This is a genomic window from Asticcacaulis aquaticus (assembly GCF_028550415.1).
GTDB lineage: Bacteria > Pseudomonadota > Alphaproteobacteria > Caulobacterales > Caulobacteraceae > Asticcacaulis > Asticcacaulis aquaticus.
Genome location: NZ_JAQQKX010000007.1, coordinates 123439 through 139794, shown reverse-complemented (window position 1 = coordinate 139794; position 16356 = coordinate 123439). Strand labels below are relative to the sequence as shown.

The window sequence follows — 16356 nt, the reverse complement described above, 5'->3', positions numbered from 1 at the left end:
CCCCCTCACCCCAGCCCTCTCCCACTTCAATAGTGAAGAATGGGGGAGAGGGGGTTTAAAGCTGGAGAAAACATATGAACGAAACGAAACACGTCATCCCCTCAACCGAGGTCAAAACCGCCCTGCACGAAGTCCTGTCGGCTTTCGAGGCCTTCAAATCGGCCAATGATCAGCGCCTCGACGCGCTGGAAAAGAAACAGGGCGATCGGCTGCTCGATGACAAGGTCGAACGCATCGACCGCGACCTCAATGCGGCTCAGGCGCGTCTCGACCGCCTGCTGAGCCAGAAGGCGCGTCCCGATATCGCCGCCGCGCAACCGGACCTGACTGAGGCGAAATCCGCCTGGGACGGCTATATGCGCTCGGGTCGCGTGACGCTGGAACTGAAGGCCGGTTTGTCGACCGCGTCGGGGTCCGGGGCCCTGGCGCCCTATGAGACCGAACGCTTCGTCGAACGCCGTCTGGCGCAGGTCTCACCGATGCGTTCGCTGGCCACCGTCCGCACGGTCGGCGCGGCGACGTTCAAAAAGCCGGTCTCGACCGCCGGTGTCGTCGCCGGCTGGGTCGCAGAGACCGCCGCGCGTCCGGAAACCGATCCGGCGACGCTGGCCCTGCTGGAATTCCCGGCGGCGGAGCTTTATGCGTCTCCCGCCGCGACCCAGGCCCTGCTCGACGACAGCTTTATCAATCTGGATGAGTGGCTGGCCAGCGAGATCGAGGACAGCTTCGCGGCGCAGGAAACCGAGGCCTTCGTCAACGGCAACGGCACCAACAAACCGAAAGGCTTCCTCAACTACACGACCGCAGCCAATGCCTCGGCGACCTGGGGGCAGATCGGCCATATCGTGTCGGGTGCGGCGGCGGATTTTGCATCCTCCGGCCCGGTCGATGCCCTGATCGACCTGACCTACGCGACCGAGGCCAAGTACCGCCCGAACGCGCACTTCGTCATGAACCGCCGGACGGCGGCCAAGATCCGCAAGTTCAAGGGCTCGGACGGTCAGTATATCTGGCAGCCGTCGACTCAGGCCGGGCAATTGCCGCACCTGCTCGGCTATCCGGTGCAGGAGATCGAGGCCATGCCCGATGTCGGTGCGGGTAATTTGCCGGTGGCGTTCGGCGACTTCGCCAAGGGGTATCTGATCGTCGATCGCGCGGGCCTCAGCGTGTTGCGCGACCCGTATTCGGCAAAACCGTACGTGCTGTTTTACACGACGAAACGCGTCGGCGGCGGCGTGCAGAACTTCGATGCGATCAAGGTGCTCAAGATCGCGGCAAGCTAAAACCTCACTCCTCCCTGACTTGTCGGGGAGGGGGACCGCACGAGCTTGCGAAGCAAGTGAGATGTGGTGGTGGGGTATCTTACTTTGTTTCCATACCCGCTATCGCACGTAAGCAATAATCCCCACCACCCCGCCCTTCGGGCGCGGTCCCCCTCCCCAACAAGTTGGGGAGGTATGATGGAGCTTTTCCCCATGTCAGACCCTGTTTCGCTCACCGAAGCGAAGCTCTTCCTGCGCGTGTCGCACGACGACGAAGACGCGTTAATCGCCACGCTGGTGGCCGCCGCCAAGGCCCGTCTGGAGACCGCTCTGGGCCTCGTGCTCGATGCGGATTCCGCCGCGCCGTTGCGGCTGGCGGTCCTTGATCTCACCGCGCGGGCCTATGCCGTGCGCGGCGAAGGCGAGGTGTCGCTTGAAGGCCTTGAGCCGTGGATCGCCCCCTATCGCGAGGTGCGGCTATGAATCCTCTGAAAGCCGCCGATCTGAAGACCCCGGCGAAGATCTACCGTCTGATCTGCACCGAAACCGTATACGGAGGATCGACCCAGATGCCGCAATATGAAGGCACGGCCTGGGGCGATTTCCAAACGGACGTGTCGCAGGAATCGCAAGCATCGAAAGGGGAAACCCTGATCCGTCAGTATGCGGAATTTACCTGTCGATCGGCCTCCGGCATCGAACGCGGCGGTTATCTCAAAATCCGCACGCAAGACTGGACGGTCTTGTCTGTCGACGAAGACCAGAACGGGACCGTGCGCGTGCGTCTCGGGCGGGTGCACTGATGGCGCTCGATCCTTTACGCGACGTGCAAAAGGCGTTGATCGCGCACCTCAAAGCGCAGGACACGTTGAAAATCTGGCTCGGCAGCAATGTGCGGATTTACGACGAAGTGCCGCCCGATCCGGTCTTTCCGTATGTGGCTTTGACGCGCGTCGAAGCGCAGGCCGTAAGCGGTGCGGATACGGCCACCGAACAGGTCATCACCCTCATGGCGGTGTCGCGCTTTTCCGGCACCGAAGAGGCGAGAGCCATCGCGTCGGAATTGCGCGTGGTGCTCGATCAGGCAGCCCTGAATCTCGACGATCAGCATCTGGTTTCGGTGCGTGTCAGCTATCTCGACGTGTTCCGCAGCGCCGATAAGCGGTCGACCTATGGCCTCCTGCGTCTGCGCGTGGTGACTGAATCCCCTCTCCCTGAGGGTATAGCGCCAGCGAAAGTACAGCTTTCGCCAGCGATGGGTGGTGCGTAGCACCGGGTGAGGGGGAGCTGTTTCCCCAAGCTCATGGACCGTTCGTATGCCCACCATTTCCCCCTCACCCTAACCCTCTCCCTCAGGGAGAGGGGATTATTGGAGACTCCCATGGCCCTGCAAAAAGGCCGCGACATGCTGCTGAAAATTCATGACGGGACGGCTTACGTCACCGTCGCGGGCCTTCGGGCGCGCACCGTGTCGCTCAATGCAAAAACCGTCGATGTCACCGACTCGCAAAGTCCGAACGGCTGGCGCGAGCTGATGGCCGGAGCGGGCGTCAAGGCGCTTTCGGTCTCCGGCTCCGGCGTCTTCAAAGACGCCGCGTCGGACGCCATCATGCGCGAAGCCTTCTTCGCCCAGACGGCGCGAAACTGGCAGATCATCGTCCCCGATTTCGGTCAGTTTTCCGGCGCGTTTCTGATCGCCTCGCTGGACTATGCGGGCGATCACGACGCCGAGGCGACCTTTGCTCTGACGCTCGCCTCGGCGGGAGAGGTGGTGTTCGATGCCCTCTGAGACGCCCCTCATCAACAAGGCACGCGGCGAGGTCGTCGCCTGTATCGGCGGCAAGGATCTGCGCCTGTGCGTCACGCTGAAAGCCCTGGCTGAACTTGAGACCCATTTTGACGTGACGGGCTTCGAGGCGCTGGCCGCGAAACTGGCGACCATGGGCGCGAAGGACGTCTGGGCGGTGCTGAAAGCGCTGGTGCTCGATGAGATCGAGTTGCCGGTTCTGCACATCAGTCTGAGTGAGGCCATCGAAGCCATCGTCGCGGCGTTCCGGGCGATGAACACGCATGACTGACTGGCCCGCGATGTTCCGTCTGGGCGTAGTCGATCTGCGCCTGACGCCGGACGCGTTCTGGCGTCTAAGCTGGCGCGAATGGTTGTGGCTGAGCGCGCCGCCGGAACAGGCTCTGCCGCTGGATCGGCGTGCCTTAAGCGACCTGATGACCCTTTTTCCGGATGACGAAGATGAACAGTGAACTGGGCAGCCTGACCGCCCAAATCAACGAGGCGGCCATCGCCTTGCAGGCCCTCAAAGGTCCGGCGCAGGACTCCGCCGACGCCATCGATCAGGCGTTCTCGAAAGCCGGATCGTCGCTGGCGCGGTCGCTAAGCCGGGCGGCGAAGGACGGCGAGATCAGCCTGTCGGAACTGGCCGCCGCGATCATCAATGCGGTCAATGCAGCCGCCGGTACGTCCGGCGGTGGTTCGCTGGCCAGCGTTTTGGGCGACATGCTGAACGGCGCCGCGACGTCGTTTTCCGGGGCGCGGGCCGATGGCGGCTACGTCACGGCGGGCGGCTCGTATCTGGTCGGCGAGCGCGGGCCGGAATGGTTCCGTCCGGCAACTTCGGGCGAGATCGGTGGCGGTAGCGGGCCAACCGTCAATGTGTCGCTGACGATCGCGGGCGGAGCGGACAGCCTCGTGCGGTCGGAAGCGCAGATCGCGGCGGCCCTCAACCGGGCGGCCAGACTTTCACTCAGATGATTGGGGAGCCGATGATGTTTCACGAGGTGAATTTTCCCGTGCGTCTGGCCTTCGGGTCAGGGGCGGGGATCGAACGCCGGACGCAGATCACGACTCTGGCGTCCGGTTTTGAGCAACGGGTCAGTCCCTGGGCGCAGGGCCGCCGCCGGTATCTGATCGGGGCGGGGGTGCGCTCGCTGCACGACGCGGCGGAGTTGCTGGCCTTTTTCGAGGCGCGTGAGGGGCCGTTGTACGGCTTCCGTTTCAAGGATTTCGCCGATTTCAAAAGCGGTGCGGTCAATGCGGCGGTGGCGGCGGTGGATCAGATGATCGGCACGGGCGACGGTGTGCGAACGGTGTTGCAGCTGACCAAAACCTATGGCGGGGTGACGCGAACGATCGCCAAGCCGGTCGCGGACACGGTGAAGGTGGCGCTGAACGGCGTCGTCACGACCGCGTTCAGCGTCGATCACACGACGGGTCTGGTGACGTTTGAGACCGCCCCGGCGGTGGGCGTGACCGTCCACGCCGGGTTCGAGTTCGATACGCCGGTGCGGTTCGATTCCGACCGGCTGGACCTGACGCTGGAAGGCTTCGATGCGGGCCGCGTGGCCGCCGTGCCGCTGGTGGAAATTCGAGTTTAATTATACCTCCCTGGCTATGCCGGGGAGGGGGACCGCTTTGCGAAGCAAAGGGGTGGTGGGGTATCTTGCGGAGATTCAACAATCCCCGTCGCAAGAAAGTAAGTAAGAACCCCCACCACCACATCTCACCACTTCGTGGCTCGTGCGGTCCCCCTCCCCAGCAAGCTGGGGAGGTATGAAGGGGCGATTATGCGACATATTCCGGAATCAATAAATACAGCTCTGACACAGGGCGCGGCCCGACTCTGCCATGCGTGGATCCTTACGCGCAGCGATGGCGAGCGACTGGGCTTTACCGATCACGACCGCGACCTGACGGTGCTCGGCGTCGTGTGCCGGGCTTCGACCGGTCTGACGCAAGGGGCGGCGTCGGTCGATCTCGGCATGGAAGCATCGGACGCTTCGGTGTCTGGCGTGCTGACCGCTGACGCGCTCGATCCCGCCGATATCCGCGCGGGGTTCTATGACGGCGCGACGGTCGAAAGCTTCGTCGTCGATTGGCAAGGCGGGGACTATGTGACGATGGGTACGGGCACTTTGGCGCGGATCGAAGCGCGGGGCAGCGGTTTCATCGCCCATGTCGAAGGTGCGGCGGCGAAGCTTCAGCGCGTCATCGGGCGGCGGTTCACACCGCTGTGCGACGCGGTGTTCGGCGATGCCCGATGTGGCGCGTCAGGCAGCGGCCCGTGCGACAAGCGCTATGCAACGTGCCACGACGTGCATGACAATGCGCTCAATTTTCGCGGCTTCCCAGACCTGCCGGGGGAGGATTTCGTTACGCTTTATCCGCGCTCCGGCGACGTGATGGACGGGCGCTCGCGCGCGGGGTCCGGTCGTGTGTGACGCGGTTTTGCAAGAGGCGCGAAGCTGGATCGGCACACCCTATCAGCACCGGATGAGCCTCAAAGGCGTCGGCTGCGACTGTCTGGGACTGGTGCGCGGGGTGTGGCGGGCGATGCAAGGCGATGAGCCCTGGGACCTGCCGCCCTATAGCGGCGATTGGGCCGAAATCGGCGGGCGTGAGGTCTTGTTGGAAGGGCTGGCGCGCTATTTGACGCCGGTCGCGGTGACCGAGGCGCAGGCAGGCGATGTGCTGGTGTTTCGGCTGAGGCCCAGCGCGGTGGCCAAGCACGCCGCGATCCTGAGTGCGGGCGATATGGCCGATCCACGGGCGGCTCTGATCCATGCCTATTGGGGCCACGCGGTCGTCGAGACGTGGCTGGGGACATGGTGGCGTCGGCATGTGGTCGCGGCGTTCAAGTTTCCTTCTCCCCATTCTTAGTTTTTTTGAAGGGGGAGAAGGTGGGCAAAGCCCGGATGAGGGGGAACTGGTTAGTCGTGGCTGGCATTTCCCCCTCACCCCGACCCTCTCCCTCAGGGAGAGGGGGAAGGAAAGATTTTCATGGCACAGGTTATCTTATCGACTATCGGCAGTGCGCTCGGCGGTCCCGTCGGCGGGTTTATTGGCTCGACCATCGGGCAGGCCATCGACCGCACCGTGGTCAACGCTTTGGCACCTGTCCGGCAGCTGGGCTCGCGGCTGGACGGCGTGCGCGTCGCGGCCGCCGATCAGGGGGCGTCGATCAAGCAGGTCTATGGCCGCGGACGCGTGGCGGGCACGATCCTGTGGACAGCGCGGCTGAAAGAAAACCGCTCGACCACGCGCGCGTCGAAAGCGTCGCCGAAGACCGAGTCCTACGCCTACAGCCTGTCCTTCGCGGTGGGTCTGTGCGAAGGCCCCATCGACGGCATCGGGCGCATCTGGGCCGACGGGCAATTGCTCGATCAATCGGCGCTCGCCTACCGGCTCTATACCGGCGGTGACAACCAGATGCCCGACGCTCTGATCGAAGCCGTCGAAGGTTCGGCCCCGGCCTATCGCGGTCTGGCCTATCTGGTGTTCGAAGACCTGCCGCTGGCCACCTTCGGCAACCGCCCGCCCAGCCTGTCGGTCGAGGTGTTCAGACGGGCGCCCGGTGACGGTCTGGAAACCCTGATCGAGGGCGTATGCCTGATCCCCGGGGCGGGCGAGTTCGTCTATGCCACCGCGCACAATGCCGTGCTCGAAGGTCTCAGCGGTGCGCGCTGGGAGACGCAGAACAGCGCCGATGGGCGACCCGATTTTCTCGTGTCGCTCGATCGGTTTCAGGCACAATTGCCGAACGTCAAACGCGTCAATCTGGTGGTCAGCTGGTTCGGCGACAGCCTCGACGCGGCGGTGTGTCAGATTAAACCCGGCGTCGAACAGTACGACAAACGGACCAAGCCGCTGCACTGGTCCGTGGCCGGGCTGAACCGAACCGAGGCGCATCTGATCAGCACGATCGACGACCGTCCGGTCTATGGCGGTACGCCGTCGGATCAGACGGTGGTCGAGGCGATCAGGGCGCTGAAGGCGCGCGGCTATGCGGTGACCTTGGTGCCGTTTATCCTGATGGACTGCGAAGGCTTTCCGTGGCGCGGGCGGATCACGTCGGATGAAGATGTGACGACGTTTTTCACCGGAGAGTGGGGGCTCAACCGCTTTGTCAGACATCTGGCGGCGTTGGGCGTCGAGGCCGGGGGCGTCGATACGGTGCTGCTCGGTTCCGAACTGCGCGGGGTGACGACGGCGCGCCTCGGCGGCAGCTACCCCGCGGTCACGCAGTTGCAGGCCTCGGCGGCCGAGGTCCGCACCATCGTCGGGGCGAGCACACAGATTTCCTACGCCGCCGACTGGAGCGAATATTTCGGCCATCAGGCGGCTGGTGAGGTGCATTTCCACCTCGATCCGCTGTGGGCGGATGCCAATATCGATTTTGTCGGTATCGACTGGTACGCGCCGCTAACCGACTGGCGCGACGGCGATCATCTGGATGCGGAGGAAGCGAGTTCGATCTACGATGCGGCCTATCTGAGGTCGCGGGTACGCTGCGGCGAGGGGTTCGACTGGTACTATGCGTCGGCGGAAGATCGCGAGGCGCAAATCCGTACTCCGATTATCGACAGCGCGCATGGCGAAGACTGGCTGTTCCGGCCCAAGGACGTGCGGAGCTGGTGGGCGAATGCGCATCACGACCGTCCCAGTGGCGTTCGTTCGGCGACCTCGACGGCGTGGGTGCCGCAATCGAAGCCCGTGCGCTTTATCGAATATGGCTGCGGCGCCATCGACAAGGGGCCGAACGCGCCGAACCTGTTTCTCGATCCAAAGTCGTCGGAAAGCGCCGTGCCGCCCTTTTCGACGGGTGAGCGCGACGACCGGGCGCAGCGGTCTTACCTGACGGCGCTGACAGAGTTCTATGGCGATCCGTCCAACAATCCGGTCAGCACGGTTTACGGCGCGCCGATGCTGAGCGGCATGGATGTGTGGTGCTGGGACGCGCGGCCTTATCCGGCCTTTCCACAGAAAGCCGAGGTGTGGGGCGACGGCGATAACTGGCACACCGGGCACTGGCTCAACGGGCGCGTGGGCGGGGCTTCGGCGAAACACCTGCTGAGCGCGATTGCTGAGCAGGCCGGGGCCGATCTCGATGTCTCGGCGGCGTCAGGCCAGATTGATGGCTACGTCATCGAACAGCCGATGCGCGCGGCGCAGGCGCTTGAGCCGGTGCTCAGTTATCTGGGGCTGGAAATTGCCGACCGGAACGGGCTGACGGTGATCGCCGATAGTATGGCGGTGGAGCTGTCGCGCGATGATCTGGCGTTCCAAGACCGCGATCCGGTGCTGGCGCGGCGCGACCTTATGGCAGTGCCCGGCGCGCTGATCCTGCGCTGCTACGACCTCGACCGCGACTATCAGGTGCAGGCGGTTCATGCGAGGTCGGATGCGGCGAGTGGCGACACGCTGAGCCTCGACCTGTCGCTGGCTTTGACGGCGGCGCAGGCGCGCGATTTTGCCGGCTATACCCTGGCTCAGGCGCAAGGCGTGCGCGAAAGCATCAGTGTCGACCTGTCGCCCGCGCAGATTTTGCGCTTCGAGATCGGCGATGCGGTGGCGTTCGAAGGCGTAAACTATCGTATCAGCGGGATCGACCTGTCGGAACGGCCTTCGGCGCTACTGACGCCCGTGCCGCCGTCGCGGGCGGTGGTGTCGGGCGAACCGTCGGGCGGCGGGGAGGGCATCGTCACCCCGATCCTGACCGGGTTTACCCTGCTGGAGTTGCCGTGTTTCGGGGCTGATGAGAGCAATACGCGACCCATTGTAGTGGCGTCTTCGTCACCGTTTATGGGCATCGATATCTATGCCGGGGCCAGCGAGAGTGCCCTGCGTCTGCGCGGGCAAATCCGTCAGGCGGCGGGCATCGGCGAGACGCGCATGGCGCTTTCGGCGGGGCAGTCGGGCGTGTGTTTGCGCGAGGCGTCTCTCGATATCTATCTCGAAGGCGAGGCCCCGCAATCGCGATCCGAGACCGATGTGCTGGGCGGGGAGAATTTCATCTGCGTCAGGGGCGATGAATGGGAGATCATTCAATACGCTGAGGTCGTGCCGCTGGGGCCGCGTCTTTATCGGTTGCGCGGACTGCTGCGCGGGCAGTGGGGCACACGGGCCTTGCCCGTCGCCGATGGTGCGGCGGTCGTTCATCTGCCGCCGGATTTTACTCGCGCCGAGATGTCGAACGACGAACTGGGGTTGCCGCGTCTGTGGCGGGCCGGGCGCAGCGGCTTCGGCGGCGCGGCGGAGGGGGCGATCGACGTGGAGGCCGCCTGGACCGGTCTGGCGCTCAGGCCGCGCGCGCCGGTGCATGGTCGGGTGCGGCGCGAGGCCGAGGGGGTGAGCCTAAGCTGGATACGCTGTGCGCGTTACGGCGGCGATCATCTGGACCTTGAACCGCCGGTGGACGAAGCAGTGGAGGTCTATCGTCTGCGCTTTTATCAGGGCGAGGCTCTGCGTCGCGAAATCGAGGTGACCGAGAGCCGGTTCGTCTATGGCGACGATCTGCGGGCGCTCGACTATCCGGGCGGGTTTGACGCAGAGAGCCGCCTTGAAATCGTTCAGAAATCGACTACATCCGCCTATGGTCTGCCGCTGGAGGTGCGGCTTCATGGGTTGTAACCCATTGACTTGCCCGGAAACCTCCGTCAACTGCGTGTTTTTCTGTGGAGGTTTAGAACTTGGCTGGCGATCCTTATGCTGAATTGGGCGTGCCGCGGAGCGCGAGCGCGGACGATATCCAGAAGGCGTTCCGCAAGCTGGCCAAGGAACTGCACCCCGACCGCAACCCCAACAATAAGGCCGCCGAGGACCGCTTCAAGCGCGTGTCGGGGGCCTTCGACCTGCTCAAAGACCCCGACAAGCGCAAGAAATACGATGCGGGTCAGATGGATGCCGACGGCCGCGAGACCCACCGTGGGTTCGGTGGCGGTGGCGGCGCTTCCGGCGGCTATGGCCGTAGCGCGGGCGGTAATTTCGACGGCGTCGATCTGGACGATATTTTCGATATTTTCGGCAGCGGTGGTCGTCGTCAGGGCAATCCGGGCGGTGGCTTCGGCGGCGGTTTTGGCGGTTTCGGGGGCGGTGCCAATCCCGGCGGCGGTTTCGGTCAGGCGGCGAAAGGCCACGACCTGAAAATCAAGCTCGACATTGACCTGATGGACACGATCGCGGGCAATACCCGCCGGGTGCAGTTCACCGACGGCCGCACGGTCGACGTCAATATCCCCAAGGGTGCCAAGGACGGTCAGACCCTGCGCCTCAAGGGGCAGGGGGCGGCCTCATCATCGGGGCGCGGGCCGCATGGCGATGCCCTTGTCGAGCTGAGCCTCAGGCCGCACCCGGTTTTCCGGCCTGAAGGCAACGATCTGCACATGGATCTTTATGTCTCGATCCCCGACGCGGTGCTGGGCGGCAAGGTACAGGCCCCCACACCCGACGGTCCGGTCAATGTGACGATTGCCAAGGGCTCCAATTCCGGCGCGGTGCTGCGCCTGAAAGGGCGCGGCGGGTATGACAGCAAGACCAGTGCACGCGGCGATCTGTTCGCCAAGATCGTCCTGGCTCTGCCGGACAAGGTCGATGAGGATTTCGTCGCCTATGCCGAGGAATGGCGCCGCGACGAACCCTATACGCCCAGCCACCCGGCGACGCGTCGGAAGTAGCCGAAAACAATATTATTCCTCCCTGCCTTTGGCGGGGAGGGGGACCGTGAGCGGAGCGAGCGGTGGTGGGGTGTCTTACTTAATTTCAACAGACGGTGCAGTAAGTAAGATACCCCACCACCACATCTCACTCACTGCGTTCGCTCGTGCGGTCCCCGGCACCGGCCGCCCGGCTCCCCAACGAGTTGGGGAGGTATAAGTTGGCACTTTTCGATTGTCTGTCGGTTTCGTTCAGCTAAGGTTCAGGTCTGTAACTCTATAAACGTGGCTATGAAACAGTTCCTGCCCCTTCTTGCCGTCTGCCTGCTGAGCGCGCCCGTTGCCGCGAACGCCAACGTGTCGCTTGATGCCGGTGAAACGCACATCCGCTCCGAGGCGCACGAGGCCGGTTTTGGTCCTGCCAGAAATTCTGACCGTCAAGGGTTCCGTCTGCGTCTGGATCGTGAGCAACCTGCACCCATGGTCATGGCGCAGAGAGGCTGTTCCGTCGATCAGGCTATCGACATGGTCGTCTCGCAAAGCCGTGGCACCTATGTTTCGGCCAGCCGCTCGGGCAATGCCGTGATCGTCAAGGTCAAGATCGACGCCAATATCGTCTCCTACCGCGTCGACCTGGGCTCGTGCTCGGTCAGCCGGATGTAATCTGAATTTTGTTTGTCGCGATATTGTAGCCGAAAACCGCTTCACACTTTTCGGCATATCGCTCTGGAAAGACACTCCACTATGCGCATTCTGCTTGCCGAAGACGATCCCGACCTGTCGCGTCAGCTCAAATCCTCGCTTCAGGACGCCGGTTACGTCGTCGATCACGCCCCTGACGGCGAAGAGGCGCACTTCCTCGGCGATACCGAGCCCTATGACTGCGTGATCCTCGACCTCGGTCTGCCCAAGATCGACGGCGTGTCGGTGCTGGAGCGCTGGCGCCGCGACGGCAAGACGACACCGGTCCTGATCCTGACGGCGCGCGGCGCATGGTCGGACAAGGTGTCGGGCTTCGATGCCGGGGCCGACGATTATCTGACCAAGCCGTTCCATACCGAAGAACTTCTGGCGCGCCTGCGGGCGCTGGTCCGCCGCGCCGCCGGTCATGCCCAGCCGCTGCTGGTCTGCGGCGGGGTGCGCCTCGATCCGCGTGCCGCCCGGGCGTCGGTCAATGGCGAGCCTTTGCGCCTGACCTCGCTGGAATACCGCCTGCTGCACTATATGATGCTGCATCAGAACCGCGTCATTTCGCGCACGGAACTGGTCGAGCATCTTTACGATCAGGATTTCGACCGCGATTCCAACACCATCGAGGTCTTTATGGGCCGCCTGCGCAAGAAGATCGGCACCGACCGGATCGAGACCGTGCGCGGTCTGGGTTACCGGTTAAAGCCGCTGCACGACGAAGTGAGCGAGATCTGATAACTACTCCTCCCTAGCTTTGCTGGGGAGGGGGACCGCTTTGCGTAGCAAAGGGGTGGTGGGGTATCTTTCTTAAGCTTCCACATCCGCGCGCTTCCCAAAGCAAGAACCCCCACCACCGCATCTAGCCGCGTAAACGCGGCGTCGTGCGGTCCCCCTCCCCATCAGAGATGGGGAGGTATGAAGGAAGCAGATTTGGCGTCGGCCCTGCACAATTTGAAGCGCTTCTTCCCCGCCCTGAGTCACGGCCGCGGCTCGCTGGCCGGGCGGCTGATCCGGCTGGCGGCGATCTGGTTCATCGTGTCCCTGATCCTGATTTCCGCCGGTCTGACGGCCTTCTTCAACTATGCCAGCGTCACGCGCTTTCAGGCCGGCATCAACGATATCGTGCGCAACCTCTATACGCACACCGAATTCGACGCCGATGGGCGCATCAGGATCCCCGAACTGTACAATATCCGCACCGACGACATCTATTCCGGCCTCTACTGGCAGATCATCGAACTGGACAATGACGACCGGGTCATCGGGGTGCACAAGTCCGGCTCGCTGGTCGAGCGGTCGCTGGACGGGCCGAAGAAGCTCGACAAGATGTCGGGTCAGGCCGAGTTCTACAATGGCATCGGCCCGCGCCGTCAGCCCCTGCGTCAGACCGCCGTCTATCTGCGTATCCAGAACCACAACCTGCTGTTCATCGCCGGGGAAGACCGCTCGCAGCTCGACCGTAATGTGGGGCAGTTCGCCCTGATCACCGGTGGGGCGCTGATCGTGCTGGCGCTGGGCTCGCTGGTCGCGATCTATCTTCAGGTGCGCATCGGCCTGCGCCCGCTGTTCGCCCTGACCGATGAACTGCACGATATCCGCAAAGGGAAAACAACGCGCCTGCACGGCACCTATCCGGCTGAAATCGCCCCGGTTACCGAAGAGGTCAACAAGCTTCTGGAGTACGGGCAGGACGTGGTCGAGCGGCAGCGGACCCACGTCGGCAACCTGGCCCACGCGCTGAAAACGCCGCTGTCGGTGTTGCTGGCCACTGCGGGCGATAACCCCGACCCTCTGGCCGACACGATCCGCAAACAGAGCGCCCTGATGAAGGAGCAGGTCGACCACCACCTGCGCCGCGCCCGCGCCGCCGCCCGCGCCCAGAATATGGGCGAGCGCACGCCGGTCGAGCCGGTGCTGGACGAACTGGCCGTCACGCTGGAGCAGGTGTTCCGCGACAAGGACGTGACCATCGACTGGCGCGCGCCGGAAAATCTCGCCTTCCGGGGGGAAAAACAGGATTTTCAGGAAATCGCCGGCAACCTGCTGGAAAACGCCTGCATCTGGTGCAAGGGCAAGATCCGCGTCACCGCCAGCCTGAGCGACGAGGCGCAGGGCATGACGCTGCTGATCGAGGACAATGGCCCAGGCATGCCACCGGAACGCTATGGCGAGGTGCTGAAACGCGGCGCGCGGCTCGACGAATCGGCGCCGGGGTCGGGCCTTGGCCTGTCGATCGTCGACGAGCTGGTGCGCGCCTATGGCGGCAAGCTGAGCTTCGACCGCTCGTCATTGGGCGGGCTGAAGTGCGTTGTCATATTACCGGCGAATTTCATCAGCTAATTCAATTTATTGCAGAAAAATCGCAGTCATTGAATGTTAACTATCCCCGGCCCATACTCACGAATCTGAGTTTCGGCATATGCGGGTCTTATGGGCGTACTTCCTGAGCAGCGAATAGAGAAGGTCAAGGGTCTGGTGCGGACCCTGCCGGTGGCGCTGCTGCGGCCTCTGGAGAACAGCCTGAGCCTGTCGCAGGACGAGGGCCTGACTGCCGTGCGTCGTCTGGTCAGCGCCGAGCTGGAATCCCATTACATCAAGGAAGCGGTCTTTCGGCCCTTCATGCCGCTGTTCGAGGCGCGTGAGGACGGGCTTGAAGGCGTCGAATTTCCGAACTGGGTGCTGAATCGCCTGTGGCGGGCGCTGGAGCGCGCCGAGCCGCAGCTGTTCGCCGAGGCCCGCGTCGCGGCCCGCGGCCTGCGCGCCAATGACGAAACGCCGGTTGTGTTTTATCGGCTGGTGACGGCGGGGGCCGCGATCATCCGCGACACGCCGGATGAGGTTTTGCCAGCCAATGCCGACGAAGACGACGCGGACACCCTGGCTGAATTCGCCTGTTACCTCGACCTGCACCGCCTGCTGCGTTCGGCGGTCCTGCGTCTGCCCGACTGGATGGGCCGCATCGACACCGAAAAGGCCACCGCCATCCGCCTGATGTTCAAGGATGCGGGCAAGACGTCGGAGGATGGCGGGCTTCGGTTCCTTGAGGCCCTGTTCGCCAATCTGGACGACGGCGCCCTGATCATGAAATTCGTGGCGACGGTGTCCGACCGGCCGAACGACCGCTTCCTCAGTGAATCCGAACTGGCCGGGTTCGGCGAGCGCCTGATCGACGCCGCCGAAATGCGCCTCAAGGTGCTGGAAGGCCTGCTGCGGCGGCGCAACCGCGAAACCGCGCAACTGTCCGAGGCCGGGGCGTGGGTGACGCAGTGCCTGACCATCCTGCACAGTTTCGAACAGTCGATCGAGCTGTCGCGCGACGGGGCCTGGGGCAAGCGTGTCGCCAAGGTGCACCAGACCATCGCCGCCCTGGTCGAGGACCGGCTGAAGGGCGTCGAAAAGACCATCGACTCCGCCCTGCCGGTGAAGACCGAACGCATTTTCGGCCGCGCCACCCGCGACGTGCCGGATTTCAAAGGGGCGTCGGACGAGGTGTTTCAGGGCGCGCTGCAAACCATCGCCTTCCTCAACCATATCCGTGCGACCGCCAGTCACGGCGGCTTTGCCAGCCTGCTGACGCGGACCATTCAGGGCTGCGAAACGATCATGGACGGCTATTTCGAGATCGTGCTGGGCATTGCCGTGGCCGACGATCCGTTTGACGCCCACGCCGTCATGGCCTGTTTCGAGCGCGTGACCGATCTGATTCAGGCCCTGTGCGGCGAGGACAAGGCCAATATAGCGCGGCGACGTGTCGCGTCCGCCGACGTCTATCGCGTACCGAAAAATGTTGCGTAGCGCGGCGTAAACTGGCTTAAGCCGTAGTGTTTACGTAACCACGCGCCCGTCCCTGTATGATCCTGTTTTCACTGATCGCGGCTCTGCTGAGCGCCGCCCTTCTGGGGCTGGCGGCTCTGTGGCTGCGGCGCGCTTCGGCGGGGACGACGGACACGGCGCGCGGCGTCTATGAGGGCTTCGTTGCCGATCTTGATCGTCGTGTCGCGGCGGGGCACCTCGATGCCGACCTGGCGCGCGAGGAAAAGACCGAAGCGGCCCGCGCCCTATTGAGGGCTGGCGAAGGCGAAACGCCATCGACCGATCCGCGCGTGACCCGCCTGATTGGCCTGATCGGGGCGTTTCTGATCGCGGGCGGGGCTCTGGCGCTCTATCTCGTCGTCGGACGGCCGGGCGTGCCGGACCAGCCCTATGCGCAGAGGCTGAACGGCTGGATCGCTCAGGCCAATACCAACCCCGACACGCTTGAGGCCAAGCCGCTGGCCGAGGTGCTGAAACGTCGCCAGGCCGAGCATGGCAACGACCCGCAGTTCTGGATGATGCTGGGGCGGATGCAGGTCATGGCCGGCGACAATTACGACGGCGCGGTATCGTTCCAGCGGGCGGTCAAGTTGCAACCGGAAAACCCTGAGGCCTGGTCGAATATGGGCGAGGCCCTGACGCTGATGAATAAGGGCGAGAGCGGTGCCGAAGCCCGCGAGGCCTTTGCCGAGGCGTTGAAGCGCGATCCGAACGACCTGTCGGGCCTGTTCTATTCCGGCAAGATCGCTGCAGCGGACGGGCAATTCGAGGCCGCGCGCGGGTTTTTCCAGCGGTTGCTGAACGTGTTACCGTCCGACGATGGCCGCCGGGCGGTGGTCGCGCAGGAAGTGGCCGCGCTCAATCAGGCGGCGCAGACGGCCATGGTGACACAATCCCAGATCGGCGGCATGGTCGCGGGGCTTGAGGCGCGGCTGAAAGCGACGCCGGACGATCCGGACGGCTGGGCGCGCTTGCTCCGCTCATACCGGGTGCTGAAAAACGTCGAGGGCGAACGGCACGTGCTGGCTCAAATCGACAGGATCTATGCCGATCGCCCGGACGTGGCCAAACGGATTTTAGAGACGGCGCAACGCCCGGTGGGTGCGCAATGAGGGCTCCGTTTTATCCCCTCTCCCTGAGGGAGAGG

18 protein-coding genes are annotated in these 16356 nt (G+C 63.9%); all 18 read left to right on the top strand.

The genetic code is table 11. The features are described from left to right. The first annotated feature begins 74 nt into the window (after window positions 1-74). The 18 genes from PQU92_RS10350 to ccmI all read left to right on the top strand — a co-directional run bounded on the left by PQU92_RS10350 (window position 75) and on the right by ccmI (window position 16321). Window positions 75-1283 (top strand): phage major capsid protein, encoded by a 1209-nt coding sequence (locus PQU92_RS10350; RefSeq protein ID WP_272748146.1) that lies wholly within the window; start codon window positions 75-77, stop codon window positions 1281-1283. Window positions 1284-1475: 192 nt separating this feature from the next. Then, the gene (locus PQU92_RS10345) at window positions 1476-1745 is read left to right on the top strand and encodes a head-tail connector protein (protein ID WP_272748145.1); all 270 of its coding nucleotides are present in this window, start codon (window positions 1476-1478) and stop codon (window positions 1743-1745) included. Beyond that, window positions 1742-2065, top strand: coding sequence for a hypothetical protein (locus tag PQU92_RS10340; protein WP_272748144.1), 324 nt, complete (start codon window positions 1742-1744; stop codon window positions 2063-2065). Before PQU92_RS10345 ends, PQU92_RS10340 begins: the two co-directional genes overlap by 4 nt. Beyond that, on the top strand, window positions 2065-2532 hold the full coding sequence (locus PQU92_RS10335; protein ID WP_272748143.1) for a DUF3168 domain-containing protein: 468 nt from the start codon (window positions 2065-2067) through the stop codon (window positions 2530-2532). Before PQU92_RS10340 ends, PQU92_RS10335 begins: the two co-directional genes overlap by 1 nt. Before the next feature lie 111 nt (window positions 2533-2643). Beyond that, the gene (locus PQU92_RS10330) at window positions 2644-3051 is read left to right on the top strand and encodes a phage major tail protein, TP901-1 family (RefSeq protein ID WP_272748142.1); all 408 of its coding nucleotides are present in this window, start codon (window positions 2644-2646) and stop codon (window positions 3049-3051) included. After that, complete coding sequence (locus PQU92_RS10325; protein ID WP_272748141.1) at window positions 3041-3340, top strand: GTA-gp10 family protein; 300 nt, start codon at window positions 3041-3043, stop codon at window positions 3338-3340. The genes PQU92_RS10330 and PQU92_RS10325 overlap by 11 nt, the downstream gene beginning before the upstream one ends. Continuing rightward, window positions 3333-3521 (top strand): phage tail assembly chaperone, encoded by a 189-nt coding sequence (locus tag PQU92_RS10320; protein ID WP_272748140.1) that lies wholly within the window; start codon window positions 3333-3335, stop codon window positions 3519-3521. The genes PQU92_RS10325 and PQU92_RS10320 overlap by 8 nt, the downstream gene beginning before the upstream one ends. Next, the gene (locus tag PQU92_RS10315) at window positions 3511-4029 is read left to right on the top strand and encodes a phage tail tape measure C-terminal domain-containing protein (RefSeq protein ID WP_272748139.1); all 519 of its coding nucleotides are present in this window, start codon (window positions 3511-3513) and stop codon (window positions 4027-4029) included. Before PQU92_RS10320 ends, PQU92_RS10315 begins: the two co-directional genes overlap by 11 nt. An 11-nt stretch (window positions 4030-4040) precedes the next feature. Next, window positions 4041-4652: a DUF2460 domain-containing protein gene (locus PQU92_RS10310; protein WP_272748138.1), complete on the top strand. Its 612-nt coding sequence runs from the start codon at window positions 4041-4043 to the stop codon at window positions 4650-4652. A gap of 189 nt (window positions 4653-4841) precedes the next feature. Next, entirely contained in the window at window positions 4842-5495 is a 654-nt protein-coding gene (locus tag PQU92_RS10305) for a phage/gene transfer agent baseplate hub protein (protein WP_272748137.1), read from the top strand. Beyond that, window positions 5488-5934 (top strand): C40 family peptidase, encoded by a 447-nt coding sequence (locus PQU92_RS10300; protein WP_272748136.1) that lies wholly within the window; start codon window positions 5488-5490, stop codon window positions 5932-5934. The genes PQU92_RS10305 and PQU92_RS10300 overlap by 8 nt, the downstream gene beginning before the upstream one ends. Before the next feature lie 120 nt (window positions 5935-6054). Continuing rightward, complete coding sequence (locus tag PQU92_RS10295) at window positions 6055-9684, top strand: baseplate multidomain protein megatron (protein WP_272748135.1); 3630 nt, start codon at window positions 6055-6057, stop codon at window positions 9682-9684. A 59-nt stretch (window positions 9685-9743) separates the two neighbouring features. Next, complete coding sequence (locus tag PQU92_RS10290; protein ID WP_272748134.1) at window positions 9744-10727, top strand: DnaJ C-terminal domain-containing protein; 984 nt, start codon at window positions 9744-9746, stop codon at window positions 10725-10727. Between the two features lie 270 nt (window positions 10728-10997). After that, a complete protein-coding gene (locus tag PQU92_RS10285) occupies window positions 10998-11369 on the top strand; it encodes a hypothetical protein (RefSeq protein ID WP_272748133.1) in 372 nt (123 codons plus the stop codon). Between the two features lie 81 nt (window positions 11370-11450). After that, a complete protein-coding gene (locus PQU92_RS10280) occupies window positions 11451-12131 on the top strand; it encodes a response regulator transcription factor (protein WP_023461668.1) in 681 nt (226 codons plus the stop codon). A 180-nt stretch (window positions 12132-12311) separates the two neighbouring features. Continuing rightward, entirely contained in the window at window positions 12312-13736 is a 1425-nt protein-coding gene (locus PQU92_RS10275) for an ATP-binding protein (protein ID WP_272748132.1), read from the top strand. 90 nt (window positions 13737-13826) lie between these two features. Continuing rightward, window positions 13827-15191 carry a hypothetical protein gene (locus PQU92_RS10270; protein ID WP_272748131.1) on the top strand — a complete coding sequence of 455 codons (1365 nt, stop codon included), beginning with the start codon at window positions 13827-13829 and terminating at the stop codon, window positions 15189-15191. 56 nt (window positions 15192-15247) lie between these two features. Then, a complete protein-coding gene (gene ccmI, locus PQU92_RS10265) occupies window positions 15248-16321 on the top strand; it encodes a c-type cytochrome biogenesis protein CcmI (protein ID WP_272748130.1) in 1074 nt (357 codons plus the stop codon). Window positions 16322-16356: the final 35 nt, after the last annotated feature.

Excerpts from the sequence above, each read along its gene's own strand:
- PQU92_RS10280 (WP_023461668.1), top strand. The coding sequence starts at position 11,451 with ATGCGCATTCTGCTTGCCGAAGACGATCCCGACCTGTCGCGTCAGCTC.
- PQU92_RS10285 (WP_272748133.1), top strand. The coding sequence starts at position 10,998 with ATGAAACAGTTCCTGCCCCTTCTTGCCGTCTGCCTGCTGAGCGCGCCC.
- PQU92_RS10330 (WP_272748142.1), top strand. The coding sequence starts at position 2,644 with ATGGCCCTGCAAAAAGGCCGCGACATGCTGCTGAAAATTCATGACGGG.
- PQU92_RS10315 (WP_272748139.1), top strand. The coding sequence starts at position 3,511 with ATGAACAGTGAACTGGGCAGCCTGACCGCCCAAATCAACGAGGCGGCC.
- PQU92_RS10275 (WP_272748132.1), top strand. The coding sequence starts at position 12,312 with ATGAAGGAAGCAGATTTGGCGTCGGCCCTGCACAATTTGAAGCGCTTC.
- PQU92_RS10340 (WP_272748144.1), top strand. The coding sequence starts at position 1,742 with ATGAATCCTCTGAAAGCCGCCGATCTGAAGACCCCGGCGAAGATCTAC.
- PQU92_RS10325 (WP_272748141.1), top strand. The coding sequence starts at position 3,041 with ATGCCCTCTGAGACGCCCCTCATCAACAAGGCACGCGGCGAGGTCGTC.
- PQU92_RS10270 (WP_272748131.1), top strand. The coding sequence starts at position 13,827 with ATGGGCGTACTTCCTGAGCAGCGAATAGAGAAGGTCAAGGGTCTGGTG.
- ccmI (WP_272748130.1), top strand. The coding sequence starts at position 15,248 with ATGATCCTGTTTTCACTGATCGCGGCTCTGCTGAGCGCCGCCCTTCTG.
- PQU92_RS10335 (WP_272748143.1), top strand. The coding sequence starts at position 2,065 with ATGGCGCTCGATCCTTTACGCGACGTGCAAAAGGCGTTGATCGCGCAC.
- PQU92_RS10310 (WP_272748138.1), top strand. The coding sequence starts at position 4,041 with ATGATGTTTCACGAGGTGAATTTTCCCGTGCGTCTGGCCTTCGGGTCA.
- PQU92_RS10320 (WP_272748140.1), top strand. The coding sequence starts at position 3,333 with ATGACTGACTGGCCCGCGATGTTCCGTCTGGGCGTAGTCGATCTGCGC.
- PQU92_RS10305 (WP_272748137.1), top strand. The coding sequence starts at position 4,842 with ATGCGACATATTCCGGAATCAATAAATACAGCTCTGACACAGGGCGCG.
- PQU92_RS10350 (WP_272748146.1), top strand. The coding sequence starts at position 75 with ATGAACGAAACGAAACACGTCATCCCCTCAACCGAGGTCAAAACCGCC.
- PQU92_RS10295 (WP_272748135.1), top strand. The coding sequence starts at position 6,055 with ATGGCACAGGTTATCTTATCGACTATCGGCAGTGCGCTCGGCGGTCCC.
- PQU92_RS10345 (WP_272748145.1), top strand. The coding sequence starts at position 1,476 with ATGTCAGACCCTGTTTCGCTCACCGAAGCGAAGCTCTTCCTGCGCGTG.